The sequence below is a fragment of the Kitasatospora sp. NPDC005748 genome, assembly GCF_040630735.1.
GTDB lineage: Bacteria > Actinomycetota > Actinomycetes > Streptomycetales > Streptomycetaceae > Kitasatospora.
In genome coordinates this window covers 195,849-213,487 of record NZ_JBEXYD010000001.1, presented here as the reverse complement: position 1 = coordinate 213,487, position 17,639 = coordinate 195,849, and the positions used below count along the sequence as shown (strand labels likewise).

Genomic DNA, 17,639 nt, shown 5'->3' with positions numbered 1-17,639 from the left:
CTGAATGTGTGGCATGCGTACGACGGTGAGCTTAACCCGGCCGACCCGCCCGGGAGGAGGGCCGCCCGACCACGGTCGAACACCCTCTCCGGGCCCTGGGGGTACCGGACCTCGCGGTCGTACCCGCCGAACTGGCGAAGACGGAGGGCGCGCTCCTGCCGGATCAGACCGTGCTGGTCGTCGAAGTGACATCGCCGTCGAACGGTGAGACCGACCGGACCGCCAAGCGGCGTCGTTACTCGCAGTTCGGGGCCCCGGTCCACCTCCTGGTCGACCGTCAGGAACGCATCTGCGCGCTGTTCTCGCAGCCGGGCCGGCTCGGCTACACCCGGGTGGAAGGGCCCCATCCGTTCGGTACCTCGCCGCACCTGCCCGCCCCGTTGGGGCTGGTACTGGACACGACCGGCTTCTGAGTCCGGCGGGCCCCGTGAAGGCGGGCCGGGGCCGTTCGTCGGACGATCCGTTGGGAAGCGGGTGAACCGGTGGGGCTGCCGGGGCGTCCTGAGTTCCGAAGGATCGTTGCCGAACAAGAGGAGAATGCGATCGTGGAGACCTTCGCAGGGCGCCCCGGGCGTCGCGCGGTGCTGGCCTTCGGTGCCGGGGCGGTACTCGCCGCCGGTGTGTCGGCTGGCGGGTCGGCCCATGCGGCGGGCCTCGCTCCGGCGGGTGGGGACGCGGTGGGCCGGGCCCTGGCCGACCTGGAACGGGAGCACGGCGCCCGGCTCGGGGTGTTCGGGCGCAACACCGTCACGGGCCGGACCGTGACGTACCGCGCCGACGAGCGCTTCCCCATCTGTTCCGCGCACAAGACGATCACCGCCGCGGCCGTCCTGCGGGACCTCGACCGGGGCGGCGAGTACCTCGCCAAGCGGATCCGGTACACCGAGCAGGACGTCAAGAACTCGGGCTACGCCCCGATCACGGGCACGCCCGAGCACCTCGCCAACGGCATGACCGTGGCCGAGCTGTGCGCCGCGGCCATCGACTACAGCGACAACGCCGCCGACAACCTGCTGCTCCGTGAGCTCGGCGGTCCGACGTCGATCACCCGCTTCTGCCGGTCCATCGGCGACCGGGTGACGCGGCTCGACCGGTGGGAGCCCGCGCTGAACTCCGCCGAACCGGAGCGCACGACGGACACCACCACCCCGGCCGCCATCGGCCGGACCAACCAGAAGCTGGTCCTCGGGGACGCGCTGGCGCCGCGGGACCGGCGGCAGTTGACCGACTGGCTGCTCGCCAACACCACCAGCACCGCCCGCTTCCGCGCCGGACTCCCCAAGGACTGGACCCTCGCGGACAAGACCGGCACCGGCGAGTACGGCACCACCAACGACGTCGGCATCGCCTGGACACCGGACCGCACGCCCGTCGTCCTGGCCGTCCTGTCCACCCAGCGCGACGCCGACGCGGCGGCGGACGAGCCGCTGGTCGCCAAGGCGGCCGCTCTCCTGGCGGCAGCCCTGGGCTGACACCCCGTGGGTCCGGGCCCGGGCCCGGACCCACGCCGGGGTGCGGCGCTTGGGGAGCCGTTCACGCGGTATACACACCGTCTCCGCCGGTCCGTTCAGCGTGATCACTTAGAGATAACGGGTCTGATCCCCACAGGCGGCGCCGCGCCGGTCCGTCCGGCACGGCGCCGCCCTCCCCCCGGAAGGACGTACCCGTGGACCGCAGGACCCTGCTCAGCACCGCCGCCGCCGGAGCCGTGACCGCCGTGACCGCCGTGACCGCCACCGCGGTCACCGCGACCCCGGCCGCCGCGCGGCCCTCCGCCGGTGGCCCCGTCACCACCTTCAACGTCATCAGCGACATCCAGGGCGACCTCGGCGACCTCGGTGTGGCGCTGCGTGACATGAGGTCCACCAACCCCGACTCCTCCGGCCTCGCCGTCGCCGGTGACATCACCCCGCGCGGCTACGACGCCGAGTACGCCGCCGTCCGGGCCGAGTTCGCCAGGACGAGCCACCCGGCGACGGTCGCCTGGGCGATCGGCAACCACGAGTTCTACGTGCCGAAGTGGCGCGACCCGGCCACCCTGGACCAGGCCGCCTGGCCCAACGGCACCACCGAGGACTCGCTGTTCCGCAGCTTCTACACCTTCGCCGGCCGCAGCACCGTCTTCTCCGAGCACGTCTTCGGCGGCATCCCGGTGCTGACCCTGGGCACCGAGCGCTACATGCACTTCCACGACCCGAAGCTCTGGGACGAGGTGTGGCTCAGCGACACCCAGTTCACCTGGCTCGAACAGCGGCTCACCCACTGGGCGCAGCGCCGCCGGCCGGTCATGGTGATCACCCATCACCCGCTGCCGAACACCGTCTCCGGCAGCCGGAACAACCTCTACCTGCACGACTACCTCCAGGCGGACCGCCTGCTCGGCCTGCTCGGCCGCCACCGCGACGTCTTCGTCTTCTGCGGCCACACCCACTGGGACCTCGGCCTCTCCGACTGGTACGTCCGCCGCGTCGTTCCGGGCACCGCCAACCTCGACGGCTTCTCGGTGGTCAACACCGGCGCCGTGTAGACCGGTTACACCGACAACGGCCAGGGCGGCGAGTCGGCCGTGCCCGGCACCTTCAACCAGGGCCTCCAGGTGGAGGTCCACAACGACCGCGTCGTCCTCAAGGCCCGCGACTTCGCCACCCACACCTGGCTGAAGCAGATCACCGTCCCCCTCGCCACCCCGATGTAGCCCCCGACACGGACCACCGGAGGAGTGCGAAGCCGGCCGGTCCGACGTCCCACTCCGGCGCCGGAATCCAGCGGATCGGCCGAACGAGGCGTGACGAGCGTATCGAATGAGTATTCTTACCGACACGTAGCGCATGCGTGGCTCGCCCGCCAATCGGCGGCCCCCACTCATCTGACGTTGACTCCGGGGGGAGAGCTGACGGTCTCCGGCTATGGCGAGACGTCGACCGCGCCGCCGAACTCCACCGTTACGGCCCGCCACCCCGAGAGCCGGTACGTCGCCACGGTGTTCAGCACCGGGGACGCCCGACTGGCGCTCAGCGTCACCACGCCGTGCCTGGTGCCGCCGCCCGGTGGGGGCGGGGTCAGGCGGGGGTCTTCGCGGTGAGGTCGTCCAGGACGATGCGGGGGCGGGTGGACTCGTGTTCGTCGCGGGCCGGGCGGGTGGAGTTGACGACTTCGGCGATGCGCTCGTAGCAGGTGACGGCGAGGGCCCAGGTCTCGACGTCCTGGCCGGTGCCCGTGTGGACGGTGGTGCGCAGGGCGTTGAGGAGGGCGATGACGCTGCGCCCGGAGAGGACGGTGTCGGCCTCGTCCTCCTGGAAGGCGCCGCGGGGGCGCTGGGCGGCCTCCTGCTGGTCGAAGTGTTCGGCGCCCTCCACCCGCGTGCCGAGGAACTCCCAGGTGTGCGGGTTGCAGGCGATCGCCACGGTGTTGACGGCGGCGGCCTTCAGCAGGGTGGCCACGTGGGCGGGCCAGGCGAGGGTGGCGGGGATGAGGTCGGCGACGCCGCCCGACTCGACGGGCGGCGCGTCGGCGGCGGGCCGGTCCGGGGCAGGCGCGGCCGCCTCGGCGGGGGTGAGCCGCGCGAGCAGGTCGATGAGCTGCTGCGCCTGTTCGGCGGTGATGCCGGGGGCCGGGCTGCTGCTCTCCTCGGCGTGGGCGGTCTCGGGCACGGGCGTCTCCTTCACGGGGAGGTAGGTGGGATCCGGCGGGTCGACGGGTTCGGGTCGGGGCTGGGCGGCCTCGGCGGCCCGGAGCTGGAGGCGGTGCAGTTCCTCGCGCGCCTCGGTGAGCCGGCGCTGCAACCGCCGGGTGTCGCGGTCGGCCTGTTCGGCGGAATGCCGCTCCCTGGTGAGCGCGGTGACGATCTCGTCGCGGTGGTCGCGCAGGCCGTCGACGATGGCGTTGAGCAGTTCGGTGTGCAGGGCGTCACCGGTGCCGCGCAGTTCGGTGAAGCCGTTCTCGACCTCGGTGCGGAGTAGGTCCACTCGGCCGGCGGTGCCCCTCAACTGCCCTCCCCTGTAGGTGCGGCACGCGAGAGTGCCGGGACCAGGGTGGCGGTGCGCGGCGGCGCCGGGGAGGTGATCGCCGGGGGCTGACCCAAACCCGATCGTCACTGTCCGGAATCGGATCGTCACACTGTTCGACCGCGGTGTGCGGCTCGTCCGGTGAATCCGTCCCGCCCCGGCACCCGCCGATCCGGCCGGCGGGTGCGATGCTTCCGGAAGTCCGTCGCGTCGAGCCCGCCGTCCAGTCCGAGGAGATGCCCATGCGTGCCGAACCCGTCGCCGACACCCCCTGCCTCACCCTGGGTGAAGGCCCGGTCTGGGATGCGGCCGCCCAGTCGATCCACTGGATCGGCATCCCGGACCGCGAGGTCCTCACCCTCCACCGCCCGAGCGGCCGGCTCACGGTGCTCGAACTGGACGTCACCCCGGGCACGTTGATGCCGGCCACGGAGGGCAGCCCGGTCCTCGCGACCGAGCGCGGGTTCGAGTCGCTGGACACCGCGACCGGCCGGACGGAGCTGCTCGCCGCCGTCGAGGCCGACCGGCCGGACCGCCGGATGAACGACGGGAAGCGGGACCCTTACGGCCGGCCGGTCGCGGGCACCATGCAGCGCACCGGGCCGCAGCAGCCGGGGCCGCTGTACCGGCTGGAGTCCGACGGCTCGGTGCGGCCGATCCTGGACGGCCTGGCCATCCCCAACGGCCTGGCCTGGCCCGAGCCGGACCGGCTCTGGCACATCGACACCCCGACCCGGCGGATCGGGTTCTACGAGTACCCCGAGCACGGCCCGGTCGGCCGCCGGATCCGTTCGCTGGACGTCTCCCACCTGCCGGGGATGCCCGACGGCATGACCCTGGACGAGGCCGGGAACCTCTGGGTGGCGTTCTGGGACGGCGGGGCGGTGCACTGCCTCTCGCCGGAGGGCCGGCTGCTGGACACCGTGGAGGTCCCGGCGCCGCGGACGACCAGCTGTGCCTTCGGTGGGCCGGGGCTGGACACGCTGTTCGTCACCACCGCCCGGAGCGAGGAACACCCGCTCTCCGGGCGGCTGTTCGAGCTGGCCGTCCCGGGGGTGCGCGGCCGGGCCTGAGGGCGCGGGGGCGGGAGCGCGGGAGTGTCGGGCGGCCGGTGCCGGGGCCGGCCGCCCGGTGCTGAGCGGGTGGCTCAGGACTGCCCGAGCAGGCGGGCGAAGTCCATCCCGAGGCTGCCGAGGACGGGCAGCGCGCCGAGGTCGGTGATGCCGCCGACCGGGATGACGTAGCCCTGGTTCACCTCCCGGGGCACGGCCGCCGCCGGAGTCGCGGTGGCGCCGGTCAGGACGGCCGCGCCCAGCAGGGCGGCGCCGAGGGCGGCGCTGCGGAGCGGAACGCGGAACGCGGGGCGGAGCGGGGTGCGGGACGGCGTGCGGGACGGGATGCGCAAGGGGGCCTCCGGAGAGTGGGACGCGTGAACTGACAACGCGTCGTCCGCTCTGCGGTCACGTATCGTCCCGCCTTCGGCCGTTTTCGTAAAGCTTCCTGCTTTGTGTTCATGACAACACGTCAAAGGTATGGACCTCCCTTCGACGTCCGGCATACGGTCCTTCCCTGGGTAGCTCGGACGTGCCCGAACTCCACTGCACCGCAAGCCGATTCGGCCTGCTCGGGAGCTTCCGCAGGTCCGCCGGCCCGCCCGTACTCGGTCATGCCGTCCGCACCGACAATCGGAGGGAACCATGCGAGTCGTCAAGAACCTCAGGATCCTGGCCGGCGCTCCGCTCGCCGCCGCCGCACTGATCGCCCTGACCGCGGGTTCGGCCAGTGCCGCGATCCCGATCAACAAGCCGATGACCGGCAAGGCGACCTACTACAACGACGCCGGCTACGGCGCCTGCGGCACCCAGATCAACGCGTCCAACCAGATGCTGGTGGCGGTCTCGCACACCTGGTGGACTTCGGCGAATCCGAACAACGACCCGCTGTGCAAGGGCATCTCGGTCAAGGTGACCTATCAGGGCAAGACGGTCACCGTTCCGGTCCGGGACAAGTGTCCGTCCTGCGACTCCACGCACCTCGACCTGAGCCAGCCGGCCTTCGCCAGGTTCGCGCCACTGGGCCAGGGCGTGATCAACGGGCTCACCTGGCAGTTCGTCAAGGCCGGTTTCGCCGGGGAGACGATCCCGCTGTCGGCGCCCATCGAGGGCTCGACGATCGGCGCGGGAGCGGGCGCTTCGCGCTGACCCGCCGCGGGCCGGACCGGTCGGCGCCCTGCCGGCCGGTCCGGGTGCGGGCGGCCGTCACTTCGCGGCGACGCTCCGCTGCGGCTGTCGAGGACGGCCAGGGCCACCTGGACGGCGTCCACTGCGCAATGGTGGCGCCCGGTGTGCGCGGCCGGGTCGGGCGGGCCGAGGGCGCCCTGGAGGATCCGCGCGAGTGCCGCCCGCTCCGGGGCGGTGATCTCGGGTGTCGACATGGTGGTAACTATAGTTGCCGAAATCCCGTGAGGTAACCAGAGTTGTCGACCGGGCCGGCGTCGGAGGCTCTGACAGGTCGGAGGCTCTGACAGGTCGGAGGCTCTGACAGTGTGCAGGGCGGGGTGCGCGGATCCTGCCACCGTGTCGGTGGTCGCGGCGCACCGCCGCGGCATAGCGTCCGGGGAGACCACCGAGCGAAGGCAGGTTCCCGTGGACCGCACCGGCGACGAATCCCCGGCCGTCAACGGCCGCGTCTCCTTCTGGTACGCGCAGACCGGACTGCCCGAGCCCCGGCCCGCGCTGCCGGGCGACGCGGACGCGGACGTGTGCATCGTCGGTGGCGGGTACACCGGGCTCTGGACCGCCTACTACCTCAAGAAGGCCGACCCCGGACTGCGGATCACCGTGCTGGAGCGCCGGTTCTGCGGCTACGGCGCCTCGGGGCGCAACGGCGGGTGGCTCTACAACGGGTTCGCCGGCCGGTCGGCCTTCGCCCGCCGGTACGGGGCCGGGCCGGCCGCCGCCATGCAGCGGGTGATGGACGAGGCGGTCGGCGAGGTGGCCGACACCGTCGCCGCCGAGCGCATCGAGGCGGACCTCGTCCGGGGCGGCGTCCTGGAGGTCGCCCGGACCCCGGCCCAGCTGGCCCGGTTGCAGGCCTTCGCGACGGCCGAGCGCTCCTTCGGCGCGGACCGCGTCCGGCTGCTGACCGCGGCCGAGACCGGTGAGCGCATCCGGATCGCCGGCACCCTCGGCGGCACCTGGACGCCCTACGGCGCGCGCGTCCAGCCCGCCAAGCTGGCCCGCGGGCTCGCCGAGGTGGTGGCGGGTCTGGGCGTCCGCGTCCACGAGCGGACGCCGGTCACCGCCGTCGAACCGGGCGGCGCCGGCCGCCGGGCCCGCGCCGTCACCCCGCACGGCACCGTCACCGCCGACCACGTGCTGCGCGCCACCGAGGGGTTCACCGCCGGGCTCCGGGGCGAGCGGCGGACCTGGCTGCCGATGAACTCCGCGATGATCGCCACCGAACCGCTGCCGGAGTCCTTCTGGGCCCGGACCGGCTGGACCGGCCGCGAAGTCCTCGGCGACTTCGCCCATGCCTACATGTACGCGCAGCGCACCGCGGACGACCGGATCGCGCTCGGCGGGCGCGGCGTCCCCTACCGGTACGGCTCGCGCACCGACGCGGACGGGACCACCCAGCCGGCCACCGTCCGGCAGCTGCGCGAGATCCTCGACAGCTTCTTCCCGGCGGCCGCCGGTGCCCGGATCGACCACGCCTGGGCCGGGGTGCTCGGCGTCCCCCGCGACTGGTGCGCCACCGTGGACCTCGACCGCGCCTCCGGGCTCGGCTGGGCCGGCGGGTACGTGGGCAGCGGGGTCACCACCGCCAACCTGGCCGGCCGCACCCTGCGCGACCTCGTCCTCGGCCGTGACACCGAGCTCGCCCGGCTGCCCTGGGTCGGCCACCGGGTGCGCCGCTGGGAGCCGGAGCCGCTGCGCTGGCTCGGTGTGCACGCCCTCTACGCCGCGTACCACGCCGCCGACCGCCAGGAGTCCACCGGCCGGGCCACCGGCTCACCGCTCGCCCGGCTGGCGGACGCCATCTCCGGACGGCACTGACCGGGGGGCGACCGAGCGGCCGTGCTCCCGGCGGCCGTTCGGGCGTGCCGCGGTGGCAGCGGCGGTCGCCACGACGCACGGTGGTCCCGGGGTCGAGGCGGCGGAGGGACGGTCCGGGTGCGCAGGTGGCGAGTGGGACTGGTGGGGCTGGCCGTGTCACTGGGGCTCGGTGCGCCGACGGCCTCGGCCCTGCCGGTGCGGCCGGGCTGGGCGGTCGTGGTGGTGGATCAGGGATCACGCAGCGTGCTCCTGCTGCAGAGCGCCGAGGAGCTGATGGCCTATCGGGGACCTGGCCGGCTGCCGGTGGTGTGGTCCTGGAGCGCGGACCGCGCGGCGGACCTCGCCGATCTCACCCCGGTGCACAGCTGGTCGATGCCGGACGAGGCGAAGAGCCGGGTGCGCGGCGGCCGGCGCTACCTGCTGACCACCGCCAGCGGCGGGCTGGTGGCGGTGGTCGACACCGCGACCGGCGGCACCTACTGGGCCGCCGACACCGGCGGCGCCAACCCGCACAGCGTGGAGCTGCTGCCGGACGGCAACGTCGCCGTCGCGGCCAGCACGGGCGGGTGGGTCCGGCTCTACGCCGCCTCGCGGGGGCCGCGCAGCACCGTCCACGCGGTGTACCCGCTCAAGGGCGCGCACGGCGTCCAGTGGGACGGGCGCACCCGGCTGCTCTGGGCGGTGGGGGACGACGAACTCACCGCGCTCCGGGTGGGCGGCACACCGGCCGCGCCGGTGCTCACGGCCGCCCGGAGTATCCCGCTGCCGGAGCCGGGCGGGCACGACCTCGCGCCGGTGCTCGCCGCGCCGGGCCGGTTCTGGGTGAGCACCGCCGAGCACCTGTGGCAGTTCGACCCGGCCGGCGGGCGCTTCACCCGGGTGCGGTTCGCCGACGAGGCCGCGGAGCGTGACATCAAGAGCGTCGGCGACGAACCCGGCACCGGGCGGCTGCTCACCGCCGCCCCCGACCATGCGGGGGCCTGCTCCTGGTGCACCTCCGTCCTGGCACTCCACGGTCCGGACGGTGCCCGGACCCTGCGCGGTACGCAGGTGTACAAGGCGCGCTGGTGGGCCGGTTGGAGCGGGTGACGGTCGCTCAGGGTGACGGCCCGGGGTGGCATTCGGCTGATGCGGCAGATTTTATGCCCCGGCAAACTACTCCAATGGTGGGCAGTTTCCCCTGCGGCCGCCCAAACCTCGTATGCGGTGCCCAGCCTGGGATAGCGTCCAGTGCACCGGGGGGTACCTCGCTTGCGTGTGTGCCGCACCGGTCCGTTCGAACGCATCCGACGAATGCCTCAGCTAATTCGGGAGAAACTCATGGGTAATAGCATTTCGGAAATCCGGCCGGTCGCCGTGGACGAGCTGCGGCTCGCCGTGGACTCCCTCGCGGCCTTCCCGGCCCGGGGCGGGGCCGGCGGCTCCGACGTCCCCGAGCGCCTGGCGGCGGTCGCCGACCTCTGCCGGGCCGTCGACGGGGTGCTGGACAGCCTGGTCGTCCAGGCTGCCGCCGAGGCCGCCGAGGAGGGGTGGACGGCGGCCCGGATGGCGTCCGAACACGCCGTTTACTACGCCCGGTTGCGGCGGGCGCTGCTGCCCGCCGGAGCGGGCGGCCAGGGCGATGCCGGGCTGAAGAAGCCGTGAGCGCGCCGCACTCCAACGCGCACGTCCTGACCTGCCCCACTCGGTGGAGCGACGTGGACGAGAACGGGCACATCAACAACGCCCGGCTGGTCTCCTACGTCCAGGAGGGGATTTACGACCTCTTCTGCCACCACAAGGTCGCCGTCCGGGAATCCCTCTTTCCGTCCGGATTCCTGATCGCACGGCACGAGATCGATTACCTGGAACAGTTGCACCACCAGCCGGAGCCATTGCTGGTACGGCTGACCGTGGAGCGGCTGGGCCGGAGTTCCGCGCATGTGGTGGTGAATGTCTGCCGCGATCCGCTCACCTATATGCGGGCGCGCACCGTGGTGGTCGCCCGGGACCGCGAATCGGGCCGTTCCCGTAAACTCAGCCAGTCCGAGCGCCGATTTCTCTCGGCGTTCGTCCCGGGCGAGGCGGTCGAGGCGACGGCCTCGGCGCCGTCACAGCGGGTGCCGGTGTCGGCATCGCGCAGCCCGCTGCCCAGCTCGGCGCTCCGCGCCCGCCGACGCTGTCGCGCCTCGGCGCGCTGACGGCGGCGATGCCGGCACCGATGACGCTGCCGGCATCCAGCACAGTCAGCACATCCAGCACATCCAGGGCGTCCGGGACCACGGACGCGTCCGGGACAGGGCCCACTGGGCCATAGGACGAGCATGACCCGCAGCGCGGGCAGGACCGGGGGGCGAGGCCGCGGCGGCCGAGCCCGCGGACACCGCCGGGCGCCTGGCCGGGCCGCGATCGTCGTGGCCGACGCGAGGGCGGCGGGTACGGGGGCGGCCGCGGCGAGGACGGCGGCGGTGGGGTGGGCAGCGGCGGCAATGGCGCCGCCGACTGCGGAGCACCCGACCGGGGCGCCGACCGGCTGCCGCGCTCCCGACAACCCGACGAGGCGGCGGCCGGAAGCGGCCGTGGGAGCCGCCCGGTGCTCACCCGGTGGGTCGTCCGGTGCTCACCCGGTGGGTCTCCCGTGGACCGTCCGGTGGGTCGCCCGCGCCGCTCAGCCGGTCGTGGCGCGAAACAGCTCCGCGCCGGCGCCCGTCAGGAGGACCGGGTCGCCGGTCGGCCGCAGGTAGGCCGATCCGCCCGGCCGCAGGTCGAGGGTGTGGCCCGCGGCGCTCCGCAGCCGGGCCCGCCCGGCCGTACAGAGCAGGATCTGCGGCGCGGTCAGGTCGATCCCGGTGGGGGTGGCGGTGGGCCGCAGCCGGGAGAGCCGGAACTCCTCGGCCGGTGACGGGAAGACCTCCTCGATCCCCCGACCGGCCCCCGAGCCGTCCGCGGGGGGCCCGGCGGCAGGGGAGGCGGTGAGCACGGGGGGCTCACCGGTCCGGAACGAGGTCACCGCCAGCAGCCCGTCCACGTCGATGTGCTTGGCGGTGAGGCCGCAGCGCAGCACATTGTCCGAGTTGGCCATCAACTCGACTCCCAGACCGTGCAGATAGGCATGCGGCACCCCGGCGTCCAGCGCCAGGGCCTGGCCCGCCCCGAGCCGGACGTGGTTCAGCAGCAGCGCGGCGACCAGGCCCGGGTCGCCGGGGTAGTCCCGGGCCGCCCGCGCGTAGGCGGCGCAGGCGGCGGCGTACGGTCCGCCGCCGGCGGCGACTCGCCGCAGTGCCGCGCCCACGGCGGCGAGCTCGGCCGGCCCGGGGCGGACGTCCTCCAGGACGTGCCGCAGCATCGCGGGCAGCACCTCCTCGGCCGGCCGGTCGCGCAGCGCGGTGACCCAGGGGGTGAGCGGCGGGACGGCCAGCGCGTCCAGCAGCCCGGCCGTGGCGGGCGCCGGTCGGAACCCGCAGAGTGCCTCGAAGTCGCCGAGGGCGCAGATCAGTTCGGGCTTGTGACCGCGGTCCCGGAAGATCCGCCGCGGGGCGTCCCGGGGGATGCCGCGGGCCTCCTCGGCGGCGAAGCCGACCTCGGCCTGCGCCCGGGTCGGGTGCACCTGGAGCGAGAGCGCCCGGTCGGCGGCCAGCACCTTGAACAGGAAGGGGAGTCGCGGCCCGAACCGCTTCACGGTGTCCGGCCCGAGCTCGCCGTCCGGGTCCTCGGCGATCAGCCGGTCCAGCGGGCGGGGGCCCGCGTCCGCGCCGTCGTCCCGCAGCGAGGGCGCGGACGGGTGGGCACCCATCCAGAGCTCGGCCTGCGGTTCGCCGGTGGGCGGGGCGCCGGTGAGCGCGGGGATGGCGGTGACGGACCCCCACGCGTAGCCGCGGACGGGGTTGAGGAGCGGGGCGAACGGGGGACGGGTGGGTGCGGGCATGCGGGGCCTCTCCTGAGGGGGCCGACGGGGTGGCTACAGCGGGCCCGGGAGTGCCTGACACCCCGCCGGCGCCGGTCGGCAGAGCGCCGCCGCGCCGATCAGGCCCGCGTCGGTGCCGAGTTCGGCGCGGCGGACGTCGAGGCCCCGGACGTAGGGCAGCGCGGCGTACCGGTCGAGGTGGCGGGCGAGCGGGTCGAACAGCGGGGCGCCGGCGGCGGCGACCCCGCCGCCGATCACCACCCGGTCGAGGTCGACCAGGGCGGCGGTGGCGGCGATCCCGGCGGCCAGCGCCTGGGCGGCCCGGTCGAAGGAGGCGAGCGCGACCGGATCGCCGGCCAGCGCGTCGGCGGCGACGGCGCGCGCCGAGCGGTCCTCGCCCCCGTTCGACGGGCGCCAGCCCCGGGCCACGGCCCGCCGGGCGATCGCCGGACCGGAGGCGATCCCCTCCAGGCAGCCGCGCGAGCCGCAGGGGCACGGGTCGCCGTCCAGGTCGACGCTGATGTGACCGAGGTGGCCCGCGTTGCCGCTGGGGCCGGGCCGCACCGCGCCGTCCAGGACCAGCCCGGCGCCGACCCCGGTGGAGACCACCAGGCAGAGCGCGTTGGCGGCGTCGCGCGCGGCGCCGCGCCACTGCTCGGCGGCCGCCATCGCGACGCCGTCCCCGGCCAGCGCCACCGGGACGGCGGCCCCGGCCACGGCGGGGTGCGCGGCGACTTCGGCGACCAGCGGGAACGCCCGCCAGCCGGGGATGTTGACCGGGCTGACGGTGCCGTGCCTGAGGTCCACCGGCCCGGCGCTGCCGATGCCGACGGCGGTCACCGCGGCCCAGCCGGGCGCGGTGGCGAGCCGGTCGAGCACCTGGTGCACCACGGCCAGCACGGCCGCGCCGGACCGCGCGGCGGGAGTGGGCAGTTGGAGTCGGTGGGAGAGCTCCCCGCGTTCGTCGACGAGCGCCCCGGCGATCTTCGTCCCGCCGATGTCGAGGGCGGCGAACAGCGGGCGGACGGGCGGGGCGGCGGTCATCGCAGGGGCTCCAGAACCGGGGACGGGGCCCCCGCCCGGGCGGGCGGGGGCACAGGGGCAGGGTAGGTCCGGCCCGGGCGGGCCCGCGGGACGCCCGGACGGACGGCGTCGGGCGGGCACCCGCCGGGCCGGACCGGGGCGTCAGCCCGCGGCGGCCGTCAGGCGCAGCGTGACCAGCTCGAACGGCCGCAGGGCCAGCTCGACGCCGTCGCCGCTCACCGTCACCGAGCCGCGGGTGCCGTCCCACGGCCGCTCCAGCAGGTCGCAGGGCACCGCCCCGGCCAGCGGGAACGAGGTCGTGAGCCGGCCCCGGGCGCGGCCGCCGTTGGCCTCGTAGACGCGGACGACCACGTCCCCGCTGCCGTCGTCGGCCAGCTTGACGGCGCTGACCACCAGGGCGTCCTCGTCCAGCTCCACCAGCGGCCGGACGGCGTCGGCGGTGCCGGTCACCCGCCGCTCGGGCAGGCTGATCAGGTAGCCCTCGCGGACGGCGTCGGCGATCCCGGCGCCCGGCACCAGGGCGTGCCGGAACCGGTGCAGGCCCTGGTCGGTCTGCGGGTCGGGGAAGCGCGGGGCGCGCAGCAGCGAGAACCGCACCGTGGTCGTGGTGCCGCCGTCCGCCGCGCGGACCGTGCGGGTGACGTCGTGGCCGTAGGTGGAGGCGGTGACCAGCGCGACGCCCCAGCCCGGCTCGTCCAGGTGGACGAAGCGGTGGTTGCAGGCCTCGAACTTGGCCGCCTCCCAGCTGGTGTTGGTGTGGGTGGGCCGGTAGAGGTGGCCGAACTGGGTCTCGGCGGCGTACCGCTCGGTGTGCACGTCCAGCGGGAAGGCCGCCTTGAGGAACTTCTCCGTCTCGTGCCAGTCCACCTCGGTGTCGATGTCCAGCCGCCGGGCGCCCGCGCGCAGGGTCAGCGTCTGGACCACCGTGGAGGAGCCGAAGGAGCGGGCCACCCGGACGGCGACCGCGTCCGGTGCGGCGAGCGACACGGTGAGCGCGTCCACCCCGGTCAGGTCGGTGACGGAGTTGCGGTAGAACTGGTCCACGTCCCAGGCGTCCCACATGTTCGGGAAGTCCGGGTGCAGCTGGAGCAGGTTGGCGCGTTCGCCGGGGGCCACCGTCTCGCGCCCGGTGGCGAGGTCCACCGCCGAGACGACCAGGCCCTCGCCGTCCACCGTGACGGACAGCAGGCCGTTCTCCAGCACGAACCCGCCGCCCGCCCGCGCGGTGACCGCGCAGCCGTCCGCGGGTGCCGCCGAGGCCGGCGCCGCGCCGCCGGCGGGCGCCGCCGAGCGGGTGTGCGGGGCGCCGTTGAACACCAGCTCGCGCCCGCCCGCCCGGTCCCCGGCCAGGGCCTGCTGGGCCCGCTCGATCAGCGCCTCCAGCTCCTCGCCGAGCGCCGCGTACGTCGCCTCGGCCTCCCGGTGGACCCAGGCGATCGACGAGCCGGGCAGGATGTCGTGGAACTGGTGCAGCAGCACCGTCTTCCAGATCCGGTCCAGCTCCTCGTACGGGTACGCCAGCCCGGTGCGCAGCGCGGCGGTGGCGCACCACAGCTCGGCCTCGCGCAGCAGGTTCTCGCTGCGGCGGTTGCCCTGCTTGGTCTTGGCCTGGCTGGTCAGGGTGGCCCGGTGCAGCTCCAGGTACAGCTCGCCGACCCAGACCGGCGGGTTCGGGTACTCGGCCTCGGCCTTCTCGAAGAACTCGGCCGGCCGCTCCCAGCGGACCGTGGCCGAACCCTCCAGGTCCCGCAGCCGGGCCGCCTTGGCGATCATCTCGCGGGTGGTGCCGCCGCCGCCGTCACCCCAGCCGGTCGGGGCGATCGAGTGCCGGGCCACGCCCTTGTCCTTGAAGTTCCGCGCGGCGTGCGCGATCTCCTTGCCCTTCATGGAGCAGTTGTAGGTGTCCACGGGCGGGAAGTGGGTGAAGATCCGCGTCCCGTCGATGCCCTCCCAGAGGAAGGTGTGGTGCGGGAACTTGTTGACCTGGCTCCACGAGATCTTCTGGGTCAGCAGCCACTTGGAGCCCGCGTTGCGGATGATCTGCGGCAGCCCGCCGGTGAAGCCGAAGGTGTCCGGCAGCCACGCCTCCTGGTTCTCGACCCCGAACTCCTCCAGGAAGAACCGCTTGCCGTGGACGAACTGCCGCGCCATCGCCTCCGAACCGGGCATGTTGGTGTCGGACTCCACCCACATGCCGCCGGCCGGCACGAACCGGCCCTCGGCGACGGCCTTCTTGACCCGCGCGTAGACCTCGGGCCGGTGCTCCTTGATCCAGGCGTACTGCTGCGCCTGCGACATGGTGTAGACGAAGTCGGGCTCGTCCTCCAGCAGCGCCGTCATGTTGGCGGTGGTGCGGGCGACCTTGCGGACGGTCTCGCGCAGCGGCCAGAGCCAGGCCGAGTCGATGTGCGCGTGGCCGACCGCGCTGATCCGGTGCGCGGAGGGCACGGCCGGCGAGGCCAGCACGCCGGCCAGCTGCTCCCGGGCGGCGGCCGCGGTGCCGTTGACGTCCTGGAGGTCGATCGCGTCCAGGGACCGCTCGACGGCGCGCAGCACGTCCCAGCGGCGGGCGCCGTCGACCGGCAGCTCCTCCATCAGCTCGCCCAGCACCTCCAGGTCCATGACGAGCTGCCAGACCGTCTCGTCGAAGACCGCGAGGTCCATCCGGGCCAGCTTGTACTGCGGCCGGTCGCCGGCGGTGTCCTTGTCGCCGAGCTCGGTCGGCAGGAAGGGGTGGTAGTCGAGGATCACCGGGTTGGCGGCGGCCTCGACGTGCAGCAGCACCTGCTCGCCGCCGGCCGCGGGGGCGGCGATCCGCACCCACTGGTTCTGCGGGTTGAGGCCCTTCACCGGGCTGCCGTCCGGGCGGTAGACCAGGCCCTCGCACTGGAAGCCGGGCATGTTGGCGTCGAAGCCGAGGTCGATCAGCGCCTCGACGGTCCGCCCGGCCCACGCCTCGGGCACGGTACCCGCGACGGTGATCCAGCTGGTGCTCCACGGGGCGCCCCAGGCGTCGCCGACGGCGATCGGGGTGCGCGGCGCGGCGAGGCCCTCGGCGACCGGGACGGGCTCGCCGGGCGCGGTCCAGACCGTGACCTCCAGCGGGACGGACTCCGGGTAGAGCGCCGGTCGGATGCGCTCCTCCAGGACCCGCTTGAGGCGGGACTCGACCAGGCTGCGGTCATCGTGCATGTCAGCAGGCTCCGTTGCGTGACTGAGGGGTGGTGACGGGGAGTCGGGGTGCGGCTTTCGCGGGGTCCGGGCGGTGGTTCGTCAGCGTACGTCGTCCGGGTGGACGACCTCGGTGATGCCCCGGGCGGCCAGGTGGGCGCGGTCCTCGGCGCGCTCGGCGAGCACCGCGGTCGGCCGGGCGCCGGCCTCGGCGAGGCGCATGAACGCCTCGAAGACGGTGCCGCCCGGGCCGCAGACCGAGCGCTTGGGCGAGGTGACGTCGTCGCCGGTGGCGACCACCACGGCGGTGGTGCGCGGCCGGGGCGGCCGCCGGTCGGTGCGCAGGTCCGCGACGGCGGCGGCGAGCCGGGCGCCGGCCGGTTTGACCCGGCGGTCGGTGGTGAGCAGGCCGAGGCTGTACTCCAGCTCGGGGAAGTCGGCCAGCGAGCGGTCGACGTCGTGCGAGCACCACCAGGTGACGCCCCAGAGGTCCGGGCAGTCCAGCACGGCCGCCACCGTGTCGCCGGTGAACCGGGCGGCGTCCTCGGCGGTGATGTGCGGGGCCGGCGCGCCGACCTCCTGCAGCCAGACCGGGCGGTGCGGGTCGTCCGCCCAGGCCTTGGAGAGCTCGACCAGGTAGGCGGCGTGCTGGGCGGTGGCGGTGGAGTGCGCCCCGTAGCGTTGGGCGGTGCCGTTGAACACCCAGGAGTGCACGGCGGTGGCGGCGCCGAGCCGGGCCGAGTGCCAGGGGGTGAACGGGTGCTCGTCCAGGTACCAGGCGGCGTCGTAGGAGGCGTGCAGGTGGAGCCGGCCGGGCGCGCCCTGCTCGCAGGCGGCGAGCATCCGGCGCAGCCAGGCGTCGACCTGCCCGGGGGTGGCCCGGTCCGGGTCGGGGTGCGGGTCGCCGGAGAACTGGTTGACCTCGTTGCCGACCGTCATGCCGAGGAAGTTGGGCCGCTCGTGCAGGGCCGCGGCCAGGGTGCGCAGGTAGGCGGCCTGGCCGTCGATCACGTCCGGGTCGGTGAAGAGGTTGCGGCGGTGCCAGGTCTGCGTCCACGAGGGCTGGAAGTCGAAGCTCGACAGGTGGCCCTGGAGGCCGTCCACCGCGACGTCCAGGCCGCGCTCGCCGGCCGCGTCCACCAGCTCGGTCAGCTGCTCGACGGCGCGCGGGCGGATCAGTGTCCGGTTCGGCTGGAAGACGGGCCAGAGCGGGAAGACCCGGACGTGGTCCAGGCCGAGCGCGGCGATCGAGTCGAGGTCGGCGCGGACGGCGTCGAGGTCGAAGTCGAGCCAGTGGTGGAACCAGCCGGCGCTGGGCGTGTAGTTGACGCCGAAGCGCGGGGCGGCGGTGGCCTGGGTGCGGTCCCCGGCCCGGTCCTGGGCGCGGTCCTGCGGGCGGTCCTGAGCGGCGGTCATGCGCGGTGGGCTTCCTCGGTGGGTGCGGCCGTCGCGGGTACGGCGACGGGTCGGGCGGATGGC

15 protein-coding genes and 1 pseudogene are annotated in these 17,639 nt (G+C 74.5%); 10 read left to right on the top strand and 6 right to left on the bottom strand.

The genetic code is table 11. The annotated features are described in order from the left end of the window. Nucleotides 1-80: 80 nt before the first annotated feature. The 4 genes and pseudogenes from ABZ495_RS00815 to ABZ495_RS00800 all read left to right on the top strand — a co-directional run. Nucleotides 81-413: pseudogene (locus ABZ495_RS00815) on the top strand (Uma2 family endonuclease); the annotation flags it as partial. Nucleotides 414-545: 132 nt separating this feature from the next. Continuing rightward, entirely contained in the window at nucleotides 546-1,472 is a 927-nt protein-coding gene (gene bla, locus ABZ495_RS00810; protein ID WP_359803912.1) for a class A beta-lactamase, read from the top strand. A gap of 194 nt (nucleotides 1,473-1,666) precedes the next feature. After that, nucleotides 1,667-2,527, top strand: a complete 861-nt coding sequence (locus ABZ495_RS00805; RefSeq protein WP_359803913.1) for a metallophosphoesterase — start codon at nucleotides 1,667-1,669, stop codon at nucleotides 2,525-2,527. A 39-nt stretch (nucleotides 2,528-2,566) separates the two neighbouring features. Next, on the top strand, nucleotides 2,567-2,695 hold the full coding sequence (locus tag ABZ495_RS00800) for a hypothetical protein (RefSeq protein WP_359803914.1): 129 nt from the start codon (nucleotides 2,567-2,569) through the stop codon (nucleotides 2,693-2,695). Between the two features lie 364 nt (nucleotides 2,696-3,059). Here the strand turns inward: ABZ495_RS00800 and ABZ495_RS00795 are convergent, their stop codons facing one another. After that, on the bottom strand, nucleotides 3,060-3,965 hold the full coding sequence (locus tag ABZ495_RS00795) for a hypothetical protein (RefSeq protein ID WP_359833758.1): 906 nt from the start codon (nucleotides 3,963-3,965) through the stop codon (nucleotides 3,060-3,062). 281 nt (nucleotides 3,966-4,246) lie between these two features. On the opposite strand from ABZ495_RS00795, the gene ABZ495_RS00790 reads away from it, so the two are divergent. Then, nucleotides 4,247-5,077: an SMP-30/gluconolactonase/LRE family protein gene (locus ABZ495_RS00790; RefSeq protein WP_359803916.1), complete on the top strand. Its 831-nt coding sequence runs from the start codon at nucleotides 4,247-4,249 to the stop codon at nucleotides 5,075-5,077. Between the two features lie 74 nt (nucleotides 5,078-5,151). Here ABZ495_RS00790 and ABZ495_RS00785 read toward each other — a convergent pair whose 3' ends face one another. Beyond that, nucleotides 5,152-5,409 (bottom strand): hypothetical protein, encoded by a 258-nt coding sequence (locus tag ABZ495_RS00785; RefSeq protein ID WP_359803917.1) that lies wholly within the window; start codon nucleotides 5,407-5,409, stop codon nucleotides 5,152-5,154. A gap of 292 nt (nucleotides 5,410-5,701) precedes the next feature. On the opposite strand from ABZ495_RS00785, the gene ABZ495_RS00780 reads away from it, so the two are divergent. From ABZ495_RS00780 to ABZ495_RS00760, 5 genes are all read left to right on the top strand, one after another. Continuing rightward, a complete protein-coding gene (locus tag ABZ495_RS00780; protein ID WP_329486399.1) occupies nucleotides 5,702-6,205 on the top strand; it encodes a cysteine/serine endopeptidase inhibitor in 504 nt (167 codons plus the stop codon). Between the two features lie 444 nt (nucleotides 6,206-6,649). Continuing rightward, on the top strand, nucleotides 6,650-8,062 hold the full coding sequence (locus ABZ495_RS00775; protein ID WP_359833756.1) for an FAD-binding oxidoreductase: 1,413 nt from the start codon (nucleotides 6,650-6,652) through the stop codon (nucleotides 8,060-8,062). 243 nt (nucleotides 8,063-8,305) lie between these two features. Beyond that, nucleotides 8,306-9,151 (top strand): DUF6528 family protein, encoded by an 846-nt coding sequence (locus ABZ495_RS00770; RefSeq protein ID WP_359833755.1) that lies wholly within the window; start codon nucleotides 8,306-8,308, stop codon nucleotides 9,149-9,151. Between the two features lie 231 nt (nucleotides 9,152-9,382). Further along, entirely contained in the window at nucleotides 9,383-9,706 is a 324-nt protein-coding gene (locus ABZ495_RS00765) for a hypothetical protein (protein ID WP_329486396.1), read from the top strand. Further along, nucleotides 9,592-10,242 carry a thioesterase family protein gene (locus ABZ495_RS00760; protein WP_359833753.1) on the top strand — a complete coding sequence of 217 codons (651 nt, stop codon included), beginning with the start codon at nucleotides 9,592-9,594 and terminating at the stop codon, nucleotides 10,240-10,242. The genes ABZ495_RS00765 and ABZ495_RS00760 overlap by 115 nt, the downstream gene beginning before the upstream one ends. 467 nt (nucleotides 10,243-10,709) lie before the next feature. Here ABZ495_RS00760 and manA read toward each other — a convergent pair whose 3' ends face one another. From manA to ABZ495_RS00740, 4 genes are all read right to left on the bottom strand, one after another. Then, nucleotides 10,710-11,966 carry a mannose-6-phosphate isomerase, class I gene (manA, locus tag ABZ495_RS00755; RefSeq protein ID WP_359833751.1) on the bottom strand — a complete coding sequence of 419 codons (1,257 nt, stop codon included), beginning with the start codon at nucleotides 11,964-11,966 and terminating at the stop codon, nucleotides 10,710-10,712. Between the two features lie 33 nt (nucleotides 11,967-11,999). After that, nucleotides 12,000-12,989, bottom strand: coding sequence for an ROK family protein (locus ABZ495_RS00750; RefSeq protein ID WP_359833749.1), 990 nt, complete (start codon nucleotides 12,987-12,989; stop codon nucleotides 12,000-12,002). 141 nt (nucleotides 12,990-13,130) lie between these two features. Beyond that, nucleotides 13,131-16,181: a glycoside hydrolase family 38 C-terminal domain-containing protein gene (locus ABZ495_RS00745; protein ID WP_359803924.1), complete on the bottom strand. Its 3,051-nt coding sequence runs from the start codon at nucleotides 16,179-16,181 to the stop codon at nucleotides 13,131-13,133. An 81-nt stretch (nucleotides 16,182-16,262) separates the two neighbouring features. Next, nucleotides 16,263-17,576, bottom strand: coding sequence for a glycosyl hydrolase (locus tag ABZ495_RS00740; RefSeq protein WP_359833748.1), 1,314 nt, complete (start codon nucleotides 17,574-17,576; stop codon nucleotides 16,263-16,265). Nucleotides 17,577-17,639 lie beyond the last annotated feature (63 nt).